We start from the raw sequence: 16,781 nt of genomic DNA, 5'->3' as shown, positions 1-16,781 counted from the left end.
TGCGGCGTGGTAGGCCCTAATCCACCGCCGGCCCCGACCATCGAATTGGACAATCTGAGCGTCGCCGTCCCCGGCTACGTCGATCCGAGCGACTCCAGATACTGGCAGTCCATCATCGAGGCCGCTCCGCGGGTCCGCGATGTCATCGTCAATGCCGACAGCGGACCCGGGGAGGTAGTGCACGAACCGTACGTACAGCTGATCGGGACCCTGCGCGATGCCGGTGTCAGGGTCCTGGGCTATGTCTCTACAGGCTGGGGCGAACGTGACGCCAAGGAGGTCTACTCTGAAATCGACCGGTGGCGTGAGTGGTACGGCGTCGACAACATCTTCCTGGACGAAGCAGCAGCCGTTCCAGAGGAGGTGGGCACCTATGCCGACTACTCCGCCGCGATCCACGGAGCCGGCGGCAAGGTGGTGCTCAACCCTGGGCTCATCCCCGACCGTGGCTACTTCGAGTACGCGGATGCCATCGTGACGTTCGAGGATTCAGCGGATCATTACTTCAGCACGCGGACACCCCAGGACTGGCTTCAGGCGGAGACAGACACCGAGGTGTGGCACATTGTCATTGATGCCCCGCAGGACCAGTTCGGCGGCGTGGTGGACCGCGCCCGCCAGCAGGGAGCTGACAAGATTTACGTGACCGACGACGACGCCCCGAATCCATATGACCGCCTCCCCCGGTACTGGTCCGGCCAGCTGGACGCAGCCACGAAGTAGGAGTTGCTTTTGCCGGAGTGAGCAACATCACTCAATGTGCAGTGTGGCGTGAACGTCAGTACTGTTCTTCGAGTGCTAAAAGACAAGAGACCTATCCTTGCCCCCATGCTCACCCTCGCTCTGGCCGGCGGGCTGCTCGTCGGCGCTTCCGCTCCCGCCGGCGCCACTTCCTGGCCCCTCGGCTGGTGGAACTGGATCACCGCCAACGCCCAAGCCCCGTCTTCTGCGAAGCCTTCCGCAACTGCCACGGCCCGGACGGCTGCACCGTCTCCGTCAAAATCCGCTCCTGCAGCCGCTCCGACGACGTCGTCTCCCGCTGCTGTTCCCGCAAAGTCTGCCCCGGCCCCAGCCAAGGCTCCCGCTCCCGCGACCCCGGCTCAGGCGCCGGCTCCCGCAAAGCCTACCCCCGCCCCGGCTAAAGTTCCCGCTCCCGCCGCGCCCGCCCCCGCAGTGGCAGCCCCCTCGGCTCCGGCCCCGGTACGCGCTGCGCCGGCTGCGCCCGCCCCGGCTCCGGCGGCACCGGCTCCCGCGGCTCCCGCCGTCGGCGACACGCCGTCCAACGCCGTGGCCCTGCGGTCCTTCGAGCTCATCAATCAATACCGGGTGGCCAACGGCCGCACCGCGCTGCGCTACAACACCGGGCTCGAAACCGTGGCACAGAACTGGTCGACCACCATGATGAGGGACATCAACTCCCAGGGCCGCGCCGGCTTCCGGCACAACCCGGACGCGAGCGCGCAGATCCCGTCCGGCTGGACCCGTGCCGCGGAGAACATCGCCGTGAACGCCGACGCCGATGCGCTCTTTGCCGCGTGGAAGGCCTCCCCGGGCCACAACGCCAACATGCTCAACGCCGAGCTGACCGACTTTGGCTTCGGTTCGGCCCGGCTCTCCGCCGGTTCCCCGTACGGTGCGCAGTTGGTTGCCACCCAAAACTTCGCCACCTACGCGAAGTAAGCAAAGGAACGACGGCGGCTGACCGCCGTCGTTCCTTGTCTCCAGCGAGCTGCACGCGTCGCAGCGTCCCACGAACTGATGAGGACAATCGGAGTGCTGGCCGTCGGCGGCCGGCAGCGTTACATGCATCGGCTTGGCCGTCTGCGTCACCCGTGCTTACGGGCTAAAACCTGCGCCATGCTTCACTGTAGCCAGGTTCAAACCCGTTCACCCGCGTATTGCGGTACTTGTCTCTAGGAAACGGAATACTTGGCTTGGGTGATTGGCAGCAGCTTGGACGGCTCCTCACAAACGTCGCAACCCGGGATGAAGTGGTGTTGATTCATGCCGCAGTTCAACGCGCCGATCGACCAGCAAAACAGCCTGGCACTGGGTGCCTTATCCGGCGATGATCTGCAGGGGCCCAGGACAGGGCAGGATAGTACTTACTGAGACCGATCCTTAGGGAGAACATGAGGCCCACCCTCCGGCGGTTCCCGCCCCCAGCAATGCTGGCCGTGCTCGTTCCGTTGCTGATGGCGCTGCTCCTCATGGTGCCGGCGCCCGCCGGAGCTGCAGAACAGACCGAAACCACCCCGCCGTCGGACCGGGAGCCTTATCTAGGGGCGTTGTTGGACTGGGCAACAGATTCCGCTGCCGGACACGCGGAGCGCTTCGGGGTGCCGGCAGCGCTCTACGGGCAATCAGTGCCTCTACCGATGAGTGAGCAGGAGCAGGGCCACCTGCGCGGCTATTTTGGTCAGGTCGCAGCCGAGGGCGTTCACGCTTTGCTCACCATCCGTCCCGAAGTCCCGCTGACGGACGTAGACACCTCTCGGGCCGCTGCCCTCGCAGCCCAGTTAGCCGATGCCGCTAAGGGTTACGAGGGCAAAGTGTTCGTGCGCTTCGGCCCCCAGATGAACGCCCCCTGGGTGCCGTGGGGACAACAGCCCGAAGCCTACCGGGAGGCGTTCCGGGTGCTCGCGGCTGCGTTGGACGACAAGCTCGAGGATGCGGTGCTGGTGTGGTCCCCAACCTCAGCTGAGGACTACCCCTTCCGGGACCCGTCTGCCACCGCACCCACCGGCGGGGCCCTCGGGGCCCTGGACACCGACGGCAACGGGGTGTGGAACTTCGACGACGACGCCTACACCCCCTACTATCCCGGGGACGACGTCGTGGATTGGGTTGGTCTGTCCGCGTACCACGATGACACCGACGGTACCGACGGGACTTCGGTGCGTAACACGGTGCCCGCGCCTGGGGAGTTCGAGACACTGCTCGGCCCCACGTCCTCAACAGGCCCCCCTGCCGCAGAGGACTTCTACACCGCCTACGCAACCGGCCGTGACAAGCCGCTGATGGTGGAGACAGCCGCCTTCTACAGCCCCGATATTCAGGGCGCGTCTGAGGAGGACATCAAGTCTTCCTGGTGGAACCAGGTCCTTGCCGCGCCCGGCAATGGTTATGACCATATTGGGGCCGTGGTGTGGAACGAAACCATCGAACACCGCCAGGACGGTGCGGTCAGCGTGGACTGGAGGGCCACGGCCCAGCCGGAGCTGACTGCTGCTTTCACCGAACAGGTGCAAGCCAGTGCCCTACTGACCGGTCCCGTCATCAAGCAGTCCACCTTGGACGGGGTGGCGCCGTCCGCTACGGGCACTGTGCTGGGTGGATCCGCCGCGTGGACCGCTGCTGTGAGTGTGCTAGTCGCAGCACTGGCCTTGTGCCTGTTGCCCCTGTGGCGGCCAGTGCGGCGGTGGGCCTACCCGGGTACTTCCCCGCGCGACACGCGCATCGACATGCTTCGAGGGGTCGCGATCATCTTCGTCGTCATCAACCACGTCGGGCTCACCTCGTTGTTCCAGCTGCTAACCCAGGAAACCATCGGAGTTGTTTCAGGCGCTGAGCTGTTTGTACTGCTATCCGGGGCCGTCTTGGGCCTGGTGTACGGCCCACGGACCAAGGACCGTGTGGGGGAGGTGGTATCCCGCACCAGTGCACGGGCGTGGAAGCTTTACCTCACCGCCCTTACCGTGGTGCTGCTCGTTCTTGTCCTAAGCCGCCTGCCGTTCCTCAACGCCACGGCTGTCACCACATTCACGGATCAGGGCACAGGAGCAGCCGGTGCAGGGGGCGCCGGCACCGTCTATGACCTCTACGCCGGCATGGAGGCGTTGTTCCAGTTCCCGTTCCCCGCCCAGCTCGTCCCAGCGTTGTTTCTCTTGCAGGTGGGGCCTTGGCAGTTCAACGTCATGGGGCTGTACGTAATCCTGCTGGCACTGAGTCCACTGGTGCTGATGGCCCTCAGCCGTGGCTTCGCTTGGCTGGTGCTCGTTGTAAGCGTCGGGTTCTACGCCGTAGGCACCGTCACCCGGTTCCGGTTGGTGCCCGCCCAGTTCGAGGACTCCTTTCCCCTGCTGGTCTGGCAAATATTGTTCGTCCTGGGCATGATCGCCGGCTACTACCGCCGCCAAATCGTCGCCTGGCTCTCCCACCCACGCCGCCGGGCGCTGCTGTGGGCGTGCGTGCTCCTGACAGTGACCCTCGCGGTTTTTTCCTGGAGCAGCCCGTACTTTTCCAACGCCTATGACGTGAGACTGGCACTGCTTCCCGAGCACACCTTCCGTACCGTCTATGACAGCTTTTTCGGCCGCACCTACCTGGGACCGGGCCGGCTGCTGAACGTGCTGCTGGTAATCATCACCGGATACGCCCTGCTAAGCGCCTACTGGAAACCCCTGGAGCGGGCCTTGGGCTGGTTCCTCGTTCCCCTAGGCCAGGCCACCCTTTACGTCTTCATCCTCCACGTGTTCCTCATCCTCGCCGCTGCCAACATCCCGGCTCTCCGGCAGGGAGATATCTGGCTCAACACCGCCGTCTACGTGCTGCTTCTGGGCCTGTTGTGGACCATGGTCAGGACCCGGTTCCTGTTCCGTATAATCCCCCGCTAGACCCGCATAACAGGAGTCCCTCCCAAACCGGGCGCACGGCGAAGCGGTAGGCCCTGTGGCCCGCTCCAGCCCGGCGGCTAAGCCAAGGGAGCTTGCGCAGGAACTGCGCAGGACTTGTCGAGGTTCTCCGCTGGAATCGTCGTTTGGCTGGGCCTCTTTGGAACCATGGGTTTGGCAGCCCCTTTGACCGTTGCATCCGTAACCGGAAGGACGGGACACGGGGGCCTTGGTGGCCTTCGTAGGACGCCGCCATCAAAGCGGTCCCGGCAGCCATCAGGACCGCAACCACGCGCCCCTTGTTGGGGCGCATCGCTGATGCTAGGGAGTGTTTGTGCTTAGGAAACGTTTTGTCCGGCTGGTCGTGTCAGGCCTGGTCGCGTCTGTGGCCGTGATGTCCGGGGTGACTATACCCGCGGAGGCCGCTGGCCAGGCGGGTATCAAGCTAAGTGCTGCTGCCGGCCCGGCCGGAGCATCTGTCACGGTGACCGGTTCTGGTTTCACCCGCCAGGCCTCCGGTACCGTGACAGCCGGATCCGCGAGTGTTCCCTTCAGCGTTGACGCCAAGGGCTCCTTCAGCACAGCAGTGACTATTGCACCGACGTCCTCAGCAACGGTTGCGGTGACCGCGAAGGCCGGGAAGTCGTCCGCATCGGCGCCGTACGCCGTGACGTACAGCCCAGCCTCCCTCACCGCCGGTCAAGAAACCTCCGACGGCGCTGTTCCCCTGACCATGGCGGCTCAAACCCAGACCGCGACAAGAACGGCGACGCCCCCGATCAGTACCGACCAGCTGCGCTTCGGCGTCTCAACACCGGGTGGTCCCCAGGCGGCAAGCGAGCTCAACGCCGTCGCCACCATGGTCAACGAGAACCCGTCGATCGTTATGTCGTACAAGGACTTCGGCCAGGCCGCACCGATTGCTGACCTGAACGCGGTCCACGCGCGCGGCGCGACCAGCCTCATCACGTGGGAGCCATGGCTTTGGAGTGGCAACGGCGCTAACCAGCCGGCATACGCCCTGGACCGGATTACCGCCGGAGACTTCGATCCCTACATCAAGCAGTGGGGCAGCGCGCTGGCCACCTGGGGCAAACCGGTGATGCTGAGGTTCGCCCACGAGATGAACGGAAACTGGTACCCCTGGGCCGAAGCCAGCAACGGAAACGGCGCCGGAGATTACGCCGCGGCGTGGCGCCACGTCCATGACGTGGTGGCCGCGACCGGTGCCACGAATGTCTCCTGGGTCTGGAGCCCCAACGTCCCGTACTGGGGATCCACCCCCCTTACCGGGCTCTATCCCGGCGCTGGCTATGTCGACGTCGTTGCCCTTGACGGGTATAACTGGGGAACCGCAGTTTCCTGGAGCTCCTGGACCTCACCGTCGGCATTGTTCGGTGAAGGCCTGACAGCTCTTCGCAGCCTCGCCCCGGGCAAGCCAATCATCATCGCTGAAACAGCGTCCGCCGAAGCCGGAGGGTCCAAGGCCAACTGGAACACCGCCTTGGTCTCATATCTCGCAGCCCAGCCCGACGTCACCGGCTTCGTCTGGTTCCACCACAACAAGGAAGTCGACTGGCGGATCAACAGCACCACCACGTCGACAAACGCACTGGCCACCGCCCTGGCCGCCAGAAACTAAAACTGCTGGGTCGTGTCCGTCGGCTCAACCATTACCAGCGGGTGGACACGACCCGACCAGAACTAAGAAGCACTCTTCATCCTGTCTCACTTTGCTCTAAAGCATCGCAGTTCCCTCATGCTTGGGTAGGATCGCGGAGGAACCCCAGCACGCACCTGCGCACATCAGCGGGGCCACAGTGCAGTTCCACCCGCAGACAGGCGCGCAGGCAGTTTCACGCTGCAGCAAACCAAGGAGAGATGACACCGCGATGATTTCCAGTCCCGTGGAGAAGCTGGCAGGACTGGATGAACTCTCACCGGCCCTGAAGCAGGCCCCGATTGTCGTTCTGTTCGTGCTGGCCGCGGCGATGAGCGCCTCGATCAGCACGCTGACCGTCAGCAGTTGGCCCGCTCTGACAGCGGGAACGGCTCTGGTCACCTTGGCAACGGTGCTGGCCGTGGCCTTTGCCCGGCCAGCTCTTACCCGTTTCGCCACGATCGTACCGGCACTGGACTTCCTTGCTGCCGGCGCCCTGCGCCACGGCACCGGGGATAGTCAATCCATCTATGCCTCCCTGGTGCTCCTGCCCCTGCTCTGGTTCGCCTCACTGAACGGGCGGCGCTACGTGGGCTACGCGGTAGCGGGAGCAGTAATCGCCATCCTCGTCCCGTTCGCGATGGGCTCAAGCATCGGCGAGAACCCTAACGAGCTGTTGCGGGGCCTTTACAGTACGCTGGTCTTCGCCTTGGCCGCCGCGGTCGTGAACGACCTCGCCCGCAGGGCCCGCCTGAGACTTGCGACCGCCCGCGAGCAAGCCGCGGCCGCGGACCAGGAACTCAGCCGGGCAGCGCAAATCCAGCGATTCCTTCTACCCCGAGGCACCGCTCCGCTGCCCGGCTATGAAATCGCCGGGGCATGCCTTCCCTCCAGAGCCGTCGGCGGGGACTTCTTCGACTGGTACGTTATCGACGGGGGCCTGGCCTTCACCCTGGGTGATGTGATGGGAAAAGGCGCCGGAGCCGGCATGATCGCGGCGACCACCAGGGCCGTCATCCGCAGCGCCAAAAACAGCCACGACCCCGTCACAGCGCTGGCCCTCACCGCGGACTGCTTCGCCACCGACCTGGACCAGGCTTCATCCTTCGCGACCCTGTTCCATGCAAGGCTCCGAGCCGAGGACGGCCGGATACTGTACTCCGACGCCGGTCACGGGTTAACACTCCTGATCCGGGCAAATCGGACCTGGGAACGCCTCGCCTCCAAGGACCTCCCTGTCGGCTTGATGCCGGACACCCAATGGGAATCCCACGAAATCCTGCTCAACCCCGGAGACATGATCGTCAGTTTCAGCGATGGAGTCCTGGATCTGTACGACGGCACCCTTGCCGCGGTCAACGACGTCGCCCAACTGGCCCTTTCCGCCTCCTCCGCCCAAGACCTTGTGGACTTCGTTACCGCCAAGGCCACCGAAAACAGCAACCCCGACGACGTGACCGTCCTCGCCGTCCGCAGGAAATCACTGGCCACGTAGGCAGGAAAACTCCCTGTGATCCATGTGCCCTGCGGATTGAGCCGCTCATTTGATGGTTAGTCGCCGACAGCTTCGCGTCCCCGCCGGACAATAAGCGGATCGGGATCGTGTACAACGGAGGTGTCCTTTCCGTCGTACTCGAACTGATTGAGGAAGTAACGCATGGCATTGATCCGGCCGCGTTTCTTATCGTTGGATTTTATTGTCATCCATGGCGCGTGGTCGGTGTCGGTGCGCAGAAATGTTTCCTCCTTGGCCGCGGTGTAATCCTCCCATCGGTCGAGGGAGGCAAGGTCCACGGGCGAGAGCTTCCAGCGCCGGACCGGGTCGATCTGCCTAATGGCGAAGCGGGTACGCTGCTCGTGCCGGGTGACCGAAAACCAAAACTTATTCAGCTGGATTCCGGACTCAACGAGCATTTTTTCGAACAGCGGCGCCTGCCACATGAACGTGCCGTACTCCTCCTCAGTACAGAAGCCCATGACCCGCTCCACGTTGGCACGGTTGTACCAGGACCGGTCGAACATCACGATTTCACCGGCCGTAGGCAGGTGTTGGATATAACGCTGGAAGTACCACTGGCCCTGTTCCCGGTCCGAGGGTCTGCCCAGCGCTACGGTCCTGGCCGATCGGGGATCCAGGTGTTCGGTGAAGCGCTTGATAGTCCCGCCCTTACCGGCGGCATCGCGGCCCTCGAATACGATGACGCTCTTTAGTCCGTGGTCCTGGCCCCAGTACTGAAACTTCAGCAACTCGATCTGCAGCCGATATTTCTCGGCCTCGTATTCCTCGCGGGACATCCGCTGATCGTAGGGATAGTCTTCCCGCCAGGTCTGCACCGCCGATCCGCCCGGGTCAATCAGTTCCGGGTCCTCACCCTGTCCCCCGCGGACCGTGTACCCCAAATCAACGAGACGGTCGATGGCTTCGCGCAGGTTGTCCCGCACCCACCATGGGTCATGGGGCGTCCAGGGCGTGGCTGCCTCCACCGTCCGGCCCTCCTCAAGGTAGCGCCGCTTACGGACGACAGTTTAGCAACGCGGGTCGGCTGCGGGCCTGTACCTCCTATGGGTTCAGGAGGTAGTACGTTCTGCAGCATCCAGAACTACTTTGCGTAGGTTTCCGGCACCGTTCATTACGGTTCTCTGCCGAACCGAGCCTGTCCCGTCGGCAAGGATCTGCCGAATGGTTTCCTCCACCAGTGACCTGTCTCCGGTTTCCGACAGGGCCGGCCCGATGTGCTCCAACAGAGCTGCCACACTTTCTTCTGCCGGACGGGGCCGGTTCAACTCGGGATGAATGAGGTCATCCTCGAGGCCGTACCTGCTGGCTCGCCATGAGGCCAGACGCAGCATTTCGGCAGGAACTGCAGGGGGCGGTTTCCCCTCGGCCCAGTCCTTGGCCGCCGTCTCAACCAGGGCTCGTACGACGGCGGCTAGGGCTACGGCATGGGCCGCTTCCGTGCAGACATCGGGGACACGGATTTCGATTGTCGGATAGTTTGCCGAAAGGCGGGCATCGAAGTAGATCTGGCCACGGTCCAAGAGGACGTCGCAGGAGAGCAGCATCTCAACCAGGTCCTGATAAGCCCGGGCCGAACCGAATACCTCGGTAGGCCCTGCTGTTGGCCAACGTCTCCAGACCTGATAGCGGAAACTTGCATAACCGGTGTCCTTGCCCTGCCAAAAGGGTGAATTCGCGGACAGGGCGATCAGCGTCGGAAGCCAGATCCTGATCCGGTCAAGGACAGCCACCCCCTCATCGGGAGAATTGACGGAGACGTGCACGTGGAAACCACACATCAGCTGTTCCCGGAGCGGCAGCCCAAAGCGCGCTTCCATGGCGCGATAGCGGGAGGTTTGGACCAGATGAGGCAACGCGGAAAGCGGTGAAGTTCCCAAAGCCGCGATCCTCGCTCCGAAGACCAGAGCCTGGCGATTGGCTTCAGCCCGGCCTTCTTTGAGGGCAGCAGCAAGATCAGACAGGCAAGTGAAAGGGGCGGAAACCGCTTCGACCTGCTCGCGCTGCACCTCAGTGGTCAAGGTGTTGCCTTGCGTTGCCGTTGAGCGGCCGTCGCTTCCTGTGGCGTTCCTGGCGGACGCGGCGGCAACGAGGCTTTCACCGACCGCTGCGTGGTTCCCGATTTGGACATCAACGAGCAAAAACTCCTCTTCCACCCCGAAGCTTCGCATAACGCAAGTCTGCCCGGTCCCTGAAAATTCGCCAACAGCCGGTTAAATGCCAGCTGTTTGAGCGTAGATCCTCGCGTGCCACACGTCCTCGAAACGATGCTGGACACGGGCAAGAAAGAGGACATAACGTCGGCTTGTACGGGTCGGCCAGGCTGACAGAGCCGGTTGCCGATGAGCGCACCACCGGCCCCAAAGGAGGTGGCCGTGCCGAAAGTTGCGCGCTTACTGCTCCTGCCGTTTGTCGTGCTCGCAGCATCCATGGCCGCGCAGCCGACACCGATTCCGCTCCCGTCAACCTCCTCGGCGCCGCCCACCTCCATGGCAGCCTTGGGCGACTCCATTACCCGGGCCTTGGCAGTGTGTTGTTCCAACGGTGACAACTCGCTCCACTCATGGTCCACTGGGCACGTTCCCGGCGATGGAGTCAGCAGCCACTATGAGCGGTTGACAGGGCTGGACCCTGCTATCACTGGCCGCAACCACAACAACGCCATCAGCGGGTCCAGAGCCAGGGATCTTCCAGACCAGGCCGAACTGGCCGTCAAGCAGAACGTGGAATATGTGACCATCCTGATCGGAGCAAACGACCTTTGCGCCTCATCTGCAGCCACGATGACATCCGAGGAAGAATTCTCTTTTCACATCAAGACCGCCTTGGCGACGCTCAATAGCGGCCTGCCGAGGGCACGCATCTTCGTCAGCAGCATCCCGGACCTCCACCAGCTCTGGAAAACTTTGGAAAACAACGCCGAAGCACGCAAGGCATGGTCCAGCGGCACCTGCCCATCGATGCTTTCTGCCGACAACACCGAGGAGCAGCGGCAGTCGGTCATCAAGCGGGAGCTCGCGTTCAACCAGATCCTTGCCCGGGCGTGCTCCCAGTACAGGAACTGCCGCTGGGACAACAACGCTGTGTATAACTTCAAGTTCTCGGCAAGCGACGTGAGCGTGCTCGATTATTTCCACCCAAGCCTGGAAGGCCAAGCCAGTCTGGCGGAGCTCACCTGGCGGGCGTCATGGTGATCCACATCCCGGCCAGCAGGTCACTGGCTTCCGTCAAGACAAGGGTGAAGAACACCGCCAATCCAGGCCGGGGAAGAGGGAAGATCCAGGAGTAGGCTCAGACAGCGAAACAGGAAAGGGCGAAGGAGTCGGTCGATGCACCCAGGTCATGACAGGGGCTCTGCACCTTCCACGCGCCCAGACCTCGCGGCCCGTGGGTCACAGCGGCGGAGCGCCGATCCTGCCCACCCACCGCCTTTCTCCCGTGAAGCGGAAGTGCGCCTGCGAGTGCTGCGGGCTGCAAGCAACCTGATTGACCGGCTCCAGTACGAAGCGGTGACCATCGACGCCGTGGCCCGCGCCTCGGGGGTAAGCAAATCGACCCTCTACCGCTATTGGACCTCGCGTCAGGTGCTGGTACTGGAAGCATTCACCTACAAAACCAACCTGCTGACAGACATTGAGGACACGGGCGATGTGGCACGTGACCTGCACGCCTACCTGGTCGCACTGACCTACTGCCTAAAGGTCGGCGGAGCGGCCTCCACCGTGGCCAACCTGCTGGCGGAAGCTATCCGGGATGAAGAATTTGCAGGCCAGTTCCGGCAGACAATGCTGCGGGAGCGCCGGCAAGGCTTCCTTATGATCCTCGAACGGGGCCGGCGCTGCGGGCAGGTCCGGGACGATGTGGACCTGGTCATGGTGACCGACGCCCTGTACGGTGCCATCCATCACCGGCTGATCGCCACGGGCCAGGACATTGGGGGTATGTTCTTGCGGAACCTGGCCGACTTCGCGGTGACCGCCGTGGCAACACGGGAATACCGGGACCAGCCCAAGAAGTAGGGCTGCCAGCCCCGTTCCCCGGCTGATGGAACGTTTGGTACCAGTTCGTCCCATTCGTGCGGCCCGCGGCCCGCCCCGGAGGCATGGTGGAACCAGCGCAAGTATGCGCCACGCCACCACCATCAATCAGAAGAACCAGGACGCCATGACCACTGCCACATCCGCAACAAAGACCCGCAGAACCGACGTCGGCGCCGTGCATCCGGAGCTCTACAAGGCATTGAATACAGCGGCGGGAGCAGCGCACAGGACGGCACTGGCAGAAGGGCTTTCTCCTTTGCTCATCGAGCTGGTCAAGATCCGCGCCTCTCAGATCAATGGGTGCGCCTACTGCTTGCGGATCCACACAAAGGACGCGCTGACTAAAGGTGAGAGCCCCGAGCGGCTGAGCGTGCTTCCCGCCTGGCGGGAAAGCATGTACTTCGACGACCAGGAGCGCTCTGCGCTGGACCTCTGCGAATACATCACGCTCATCCAGGACTCCCACACGAACACCGGAGGGTACAACTCTGCAGCCGCGCACCTGACGCCCGGACAAGTCTCCGCCGTAACCTGGCTGACGATGACGATCAACATGTACAACCGGATAGCGATCAGCAGCGCCTACGCGGTCAAACCCGAATAGTCAGCCACGGACGTGGATCGCGGGGAGCTTTCCAAGCCGGATCCGGACCCGGGCGGCACGTGGTTGTTTTGAACTGCGTGCGTGCGCACCATGGAAGGGTGGGAACGAAGGACAGGTGGCACCGGCCAGCATGCGCCCTTTGCCTGCTGATACCTCTTTTCGGAACAGCGGGATGCAGCTACGACTATCCCGAACCCGTGCAGACAACAGCTAGTTCCGGCACCGTCCGGACGCCAGCAGCCAGCCCCTCCCCCGGCTCACGGTCCTCCCAGCCGTACAGTGATCCGCAGATTCTGGAGCAGGAAGCCAAGAACTACGCTGAGCTGTACCGGCTCCTCAGGACAGTGCCGGGGCCTGTCCTCCTCTTCGAAGTGGGGCCACTGGATGGCCCGGTCAGGGGCTTTGGCACAACAGCAAAGGTGCCGGCATCCGGGCAGTACACCATCACTGCAGCCTGCGTTGGTGCTTCCGGTGCGAGGATCTCCGTGGGCCAGGAGCATCCCGGCGCCCCTTTTCGGCCGGTCGAACTCGCGCCGGATTGCGCCGGAACCACTTCACAGGTCATCGCACTTCAGGAGGGGGACGTTTTCGCCCATCTAATCCTGCCCGGCCCGGGCGATACGCCCTGGACAGGAGCCGTGGGCGGGGTACGAGTGACCGGCCCGGCGGAGCAAAGTCACACCGCGCCGGGATCCCCTTCGTCTGAAAGCTCGCCGGCGGCAATGCGCTCGACCGCGCGCCGCAGCCAACCGGACCTACCAAAACCGGCACAGCCACACCGGTCCGTGACCTTGAACTGGTGAACATCATCGGCAGATAACAACCGGCAGCCACACCACTGAATAACGTGTCAATAACCCTTGGGATCCGGCAGGAACGCACGTGCGCGGCGCGCCTAAACTAAGCCATGCGAATGATCCCGTCGTTGGTCCTGGTTTTCGGTGCAGCGTTCGCCTGGCTGGGCGTGACGGTATTCGTGATCCTGCGGCTGCGACGCCGTCGCAATGGGTCGACTCTGGTGGCTTCCGCTTCGGCACCCCCTGAGCGCGCCGGCGGGCACAGCCCCCACAGGCCTTGGCGCCGCGTCCGCCCAGTAACAGGTCAGACCCCGGCTCGACGCCGACTGCGGCTCAGGAAGATCCGCAGCTAGACCACGCCAACACCGCCGGGTCCTCATTGGGTCAGGCGGGCCCAGGACTCCAGGAACTTCTCAGCAATGTAGGCGTGGCCGGCGGTGTTTGGGTGAATGCCGTCGAAGTTCAAGTCCGGGCTGTTGGCACTCGTAAACCAGCCGGCCTCGAGGGCGTTAACAAATGGAGCGCCGGCAGCTGCGGCACCAGCGCGGATGGCACTGTTGGCGCCGCGAAGTTCCTCCGCAGCGGGCTGGGGCGCCGACGGCCCAAGCACCACCACCTGGACGCCCGGCCAGAACCTGCGGGCCGCCTCGATGGTCTGTGCGGTGGCAGCTTCAACCTCAGCGGGATCGGGGACCAGGGAATCGTTCTGTCCGCCTTGAAGAATGAGCAGGTTGGGCACGAAGGCCGGGTTGGCAGCAATCTCCCGCAACCGGACCTCGTACTCCCCACCCTGCTCGTCCTGCTCCCCGCCGCCCCAGGCGAACCCGGTTCCGGGCACGCCGTCGATGTTGGTGGGGTATCCGAGCTGCCCGGCAACGAGATTCGCCCACCCCTGGTCCGGCTGATCTGCACCGACACCGGCAGTGTACGAGTCGCCAACAATAAGGAGGACGGGCTCCGCAGGCAGCTCAATACTGAGCTGCCGGACCGTAGCCGCAGCCGTTGCCGTAGGCGTGGGTGTGGGAGTCGGAGACGCAGTAGCTCCTGTCGGCGTGGCAGCAAGCGTGGTTGCCGGCACAGGGAGTGCTTCACCTGCGCCTCGTGGACCCATCAGGGCGATGGCTGCTACCCCGAAGGCGGCCACTGCCAGCACAAAAAGTGCAGCGTACTTGACCCACTCCTGCTTGGTTATCCTGGGACGCCCGCCGCTTCTGATCACTCGGCATATCTTACCGGCCGCGGATAGCCCGGAACCCTCCTCCGCCAGTGGACGCCAGGTGGCGCCCCTCTACCGGTGCCGGCTCGTGTTCCGGCGCGGGTCCAGGGACAGAACGGACGACGGCGGGCTGGAACCTTTTGTTGGCCCAGCGGCGGACTGGCGTTTCCACCAGGCGGTGGGACGCGCCGGCGAGCAGCACGGTCAGCACTGCAGCCAACACGACGCGCAGCCACAGCGGGGAGACGAGCGGCATGAGCAGCAGGTAGACGGGCAGGTGCCAGAGGTAGAACGCGTAGGACAGGTCGCGGCCGGGGCCAGCGAGCCAGGGGTGGCTCAGGATACGGGCAGTGAAACCGGCCGGGGAAAGGACCAGCCAGCCGATGGACAGTGCTGCCAGCAAAGCCAGCACAGTAGGCCCGGCTGCCCAGAAGGCGGTAAACCAGGGGCCGGGGGTGTCCGGTTCCTTCAGCAGGAACACGGCGGCCAGCAGGGTGAGCGCCGCGGGCGGTCCGGCGCGGCGGGCAGCAGCCTCAAGGGACGCGTGGAAGCGAGAGCCGGAGCGGACTGTCGTGAAGATGAGGGCCAGGGTGCACCCGATCAGCAGCTCGTCAGCCCTGGTGTCCGGCCCGTTGTAGATGCGGTTCAGCGGTGCTCCCAGTGCCACCAGGACGGAACGCTCCAGCAGGAATGCCGCCGCCAGGCCGGCGGTGATCCAGGCGACCGTCCGGACTTTCCAGAACCGCAGCAGTACCAGGAGGAGCAGCGGCCACACCAGGTAGAACTGCTCCTCGACGGCGAGGGTCCAGGTGGGGCCGAATGCCTCCCCGGCAATGGACTCGCCGAACATCCCGAAGCGGGCCAGGTTCATCGCATACGCAGCGGCGGGCAAGACAAATTCCTCATGGCCGGCCCACTTCGATGCAGGAAAGACCACGCCAACGAAGACAACCACCGCACACAGGGCAAGCAGCGCCGGCCACAGCCGGGCGAGCCGCCTGGCGTAGAAGATCCCCAGGTGAAGCCTGCCGGTGGCGAGGTACTCCTTCATGATCAGGAGGGTGATCACAAAGCCGCTGAGCGTGAAGAAGACGTCCACCCCGATGGATCCGCCCGGGACCAGGGCAGTTGCCGTGTGGAAGAAGAAGACCCCTGCCACGGCAACGGTCCGGAGCCCGTCGAGAGCATGCTTACGCCCGGAGATGAGCCCCGGTTCGGGCACCGCCGGACGTTCCGGAGCTGACAAATTTCCACTGCTTAACGAAAAAACCACTCAGCAAGGATATATAACGTTTCTATAACTGGGCTGAATGGCGGCTGGGCGCAGCCTTCGCGAAGCAGCTAGTGCTCCCGGCGGGTCTCCTGGAGCCGCTTGATGAACCAGCGCGACTGCTCCGGCCCGTAGGGCAAAACCGGGATGGCCTTGGTAGCGTCGTTCGGGGTGTCGCGGATGGACCCGCGGGCCTGGCGCACCGCCGTGCTCATGGTGTTGGCCATGGTCTTGACGAACCCGTCGCTGCACGGCTTCCCGTGCCCGGGAATGAGGAATTCGTAGCGGTGGCGCAGCGCCGAGGTGTGCCGGAGCGCGTCCGCCCATTCCTCCGGGTAGGAGTCTTCGAAGGACGGGTGGGCGCCCTGCTCCACGAGGTCACCAACGTAAAGGGTGGTGGGGGTGCCCACCAGCAGGTCGCCGTCGGTGTGGCCGCGGCCCAGGTGGAACAGGGTGGCAGTCAGCCCGCCGAGGTCCACCAGCACCGGCTGGTCCCTGACGATCGCGTTGGGGACCACCAGTTCCACGTTCTGGCCTTCGCCGGTGGACATCTCCGGTTCCAGCGTGCCCACGAAGCGGCGCTGCAGGTCCCCGCGTTCGCTGATTTCGGTGGCGCAGTTCTGGTGGGCCCAGAATTCGGTGACGCCGGCTTCCGCGAAGACCGCGTTGCCAAAGAAGTGGTCGTAATGGGCGTGGGTATTGACGACGACGAGCGGCAGCTGAGTTTTCTCCCGGACCCCGTTCAGGATCTCCCGGCCCTGCCTGGGGCCGCAGCCAGTGTCGATCACCATGGCCCGTTCGGTTCCCACGATCAGTCCGGTGTTGAGCAGCGATCCTTCGGTGACCAGCACATAGTTGTCCGCGCCGACTTCGAGCCATTCTGACATTGTTACTCCGTACCTCCGGCAAAGCAGTGTTCGTTCGTCTAGCCGTCGATTCTACCCAGCACTTCTTGGAGTTGCCGGAAAACACTCGGAGGAAAGCTCCCCCGCGCACGACGGCGGCGCGCACCGCCGTCGTACGCCTTACCTATGACGGCGTCCTCGCTGGCGGGCAATAAAGTCC

At 64.0% G+C, this 16,781-nt stretch carries 14 protein-coding genes; 9 read left to right on the top strand and 5 right to left on the bottom strand.

Translation table 11 applies throughout. The features are described 5' to 3' along the window. Positions 1-45 precede the first annotated feature (45 nt). The 5 genes from QFZ70_RS03825 (at position 46) to QFZ70_RS03805 (ending at position 7,768) form a co-directional block, all read left to right on the top strand. Positions 46-723 carry a spherulation-specific family 4 protein gene (locus QFZ70_RS03825; RefSeq protein ID WP_307094171.1) on the top strand — a complete coding sequence of 226 codons (678 nt, stop codon included), beginning with the start codon at positions 46-48 and terminating at the stop codon, positions 721-723. Positions 724-828: 105 nt separating this feature from the next. Beyond that, entirely contained in the window at positions 829-1,680 is an 852-nt protein-coding gene (locus tag QFZ70_RS03820; RefSeq protein WP_307094170.1) for a CAP domain-containing protein, read from the top strand. Positions 1,681-2,132: 452 nt separating this feature from the next. Beyond that, positions 2,133-4,616, top strand: a complete 2,484-nt coding sequence (gene opgC / locus QFZ70_RS03815; RefSeq protein ID WP_307094169.1) for an OpgC domain-containing protein — start codon at positions 2,133-2,135, stop codon at positions 4,614-4,616. Positions 4,617-4,947: 331 nt separating this feature from the next. Next, entirely contained in the window at positions 4,948-6,255 is a 1,308-nt protein-coding gene (locus tag QFZ70_RS03810; RefSeq protein ID WP_307094168.1) for a glycoside hydrolase family 26 protein, read from the top strand. A gap of 250 nt (positions 6,256-6,505) precedes the next feature. Continuing rightward, complete coding sequence (locus QFZ70_RS03805; protein ID WP_307094167.1) at positions 6,506-7,768, top strand: PP2C family protein-serine/threonine phosphatase; 1,263 nt, start codon at positions 6,506-6,508, stop codon at positions 7,766-7,768. Positions 7,769-7,824: 56 nt separating this feature from the next. Here QFZ70_RS03805 and ppk2 read toward each other — a convergent pair whose 3' ends face one another. Next, positions 7,825-8,757 carry a polyphosphate kinase 2 gene (gene ppk2 / locus QFZ70_RS03800; RefSeq protein ID WP_307094166.1) on the bottom strand — a complete coding sequence of 311 codons (933 nt, stop codon included), beginning with the start codon at positions 8,755-8,757 and terminating at the stop codon, positions 7,825-7,827. An 84-nt stretch (positions 8,758-8,841) separates the two neighbouring features. Then, positions 8,842-9,960 carry a glutamate--cysteine ligase gene (locus QFZ70_RS03795; RefSeq protein ID WP_307094165.1) on the bottom strand — a complete coding sequence of 373 codons (1,119 nt, stop codon included), beginning with the start codon at positions 9,958-9,960 and terminating at the stop codon, positions 8,842-8,844. A gap of 171 nt (positions 9,961-10,131) precedes the next feature. Between QFZ70_RS03795 and QFZ70_RS03790 the strand changes: the two genes are divergently transcribed. The 4 genes from QFZ70_RS03790 to QFZ70_RS03775 all read left to right on the top strand — a co-directional run bounded on the left by QFZ70_RS03790 (position 10,132) and on the right by QFZ70_RS03775 (position 13,236). Next, the gene (locus tag QFZ70_RS03790) at positions 10,132-10,983 is read left to right on the top strand and encodes an SGNH/GDSL hydrolase family protein (protein ID WP_307094164.1); all 852 of its coding nucleotides are present in this window, start codon (positions 10,132-10,134) and stop codon (positions 10,981-10,983) included. Between the two features lie 255 nt (positions 10,984-11,238). Further along, positions 11,239-11,808 (top strand): TetR/AcrR family transcriptional regulator, encoded by a 570-nt coding sequence (locus QFZ70_RS03785; protein WP_307094163.1) that lies wholly within the window; start codon positions 11,239-11,241, stop codon positions 11,806-11,808. A 103-nt stretch (positions 11,809-11,911) separates the two neighbouring features. Continuing rightward, positions 11,912-12,433, top strand: a complete 522-nt coding sequence (locus tag QFZ70_RS03780) for a carboxymuconolactone decarboxylase family protein (RefSeq protein WP_307094162.1) — start codon at positions 11,912-11,914, stop codon at positions 12,431-12,433. 197 nt (positions 12,434-12,630) lie between these two features. Further along, positions 12,631-13,236: a hypothetical protein gene (locus QFZ70_RS03775; RefSeq protein WP_307094161.1), complete on the top strand. Its 606-nt coding sequence runs from the start codon at positions 12,631-12,633 to the stop codon at positions 13,234-13,236. Between the two features lie 370 nt (positions 13,237-13,606). On the opposite strand, the gene QFZ70_RS03770 is transcribed toward QFZ70_RS03775, so the two are convergent. The 3 genes from QFZ70_RS03770 to QFZ70_RS03760 all read right to left on the bottom strand — a co-directional run bounded on the left by QFZ70_RS03770 (position 13,607) and on the right by QFZ70_RS03760 (position 16,603). Continuing rightward, positions 13,607-14,449, bottom strand: coding sequence for an SGNH/GDSL hydrolase family protein (locus tag QFZ70_RS03770; protein WP_307094160.1), 843 nt, complete (start codon positions 14,447-14,449; stop codon positions 13,607-13,609). Between the two features lie 10 nt (positions 14,450-14,459). Continuing rightward, positions 14,460-15,692 carry an acyltransferase gene (locus QFZ70_RS03765; RefSeq protein WP_307094159.1) on the bottom strand — a complete coding sequence of 411 codons (1,233 nt, stop codon included), beginning with the start codon at positions 15,690-15,692 and terminating at the stop codon, positions 14,460-14,462. A 95-nt stretch (positions 15,693-15,787) separates the two neighbouring features. After that, positions 15,788-16,603, bottom strand: a complete 816-nt coding sequence (locus QFZ70_RS03760) for an MBL fold metallo-hydrolase (RefSeq protein ID WP_307094158.1) — start codon at positions 16,601-16,603, stop codon at positions 15,788-15,790. Positions 16,604-16,781 lie beyond the last annotated feature (178 nt).

It is taken from the genome of Arthrobacter sp. V1I9 (genome assembly GCF_030817075.1).
Lineage (GTDB): Bacteria > Actinomycetota > Actinomycetes > Actinomycetales > Micrococcaceae > Arthrobacter.
The sequence above is the reverse complement of the archived record's forward strand: the minus strand, read 5'-3'. Positions and strand labels throughout refer to the sequence as shown.

What these genes read in the sequence shown, in the direction of transcription:
- QFZ70_RS03820 (WP_307094170.1), top strand. Translation starts at nt 829, where the DNA reads ATGCTCACCCTCGCTCTGGCCGGCGGGCTGCTCGTCGGCGCTTCCGCT.
- opgC (WP_307094169.1), top strand. Translation starts at nt 2,133, where the DNA reads ATGAGGCCCACCCTCCGGCGGTTCCCGCCCCCAGCAATGCTGGCCGTG.
- QFZ70_RS03805 (WP_307094167.1), top strand. Translation starts at nt 6,506, where the DNA reads ATGATTTCCAGTCCCGTGGAGAAGCTGGCAGGACTGGATGAACTCTCA.
- QFZ70_RS03795 (WP_307094165.1), bottom strand. Translation starts at nt 9,960, where the DNA reads ATGCGAAGCTTCGGGGTGGAAGAGGAGTTTTTGCTCGTTGATGTCCAA.
- QFZ70_RS03790 (WP_307094164.1), top strand. Translation starts at nt 10,132, where the DNA reads ATGAGCGCACCACCGGCCCCAAAGGAGGTGGCCGTGCCGAAAGTTGCG.
- QFZ70_RS03780 (WP_307094162.1), top strand. Translation starts at nt 11,912, where the DNA reads ATGCGCCACGCCACCACCATCAATCAGAAGAACCAGGACGCCATGACC.
- QFZ70_RS03760 (WP_307094158.1), bottom strand. Translation starts at nt 16,603, where the DNA reads ATGTCAGAATGGCTCGAAGTCGGCGCGGACAACTATGTGCTGGTCACC.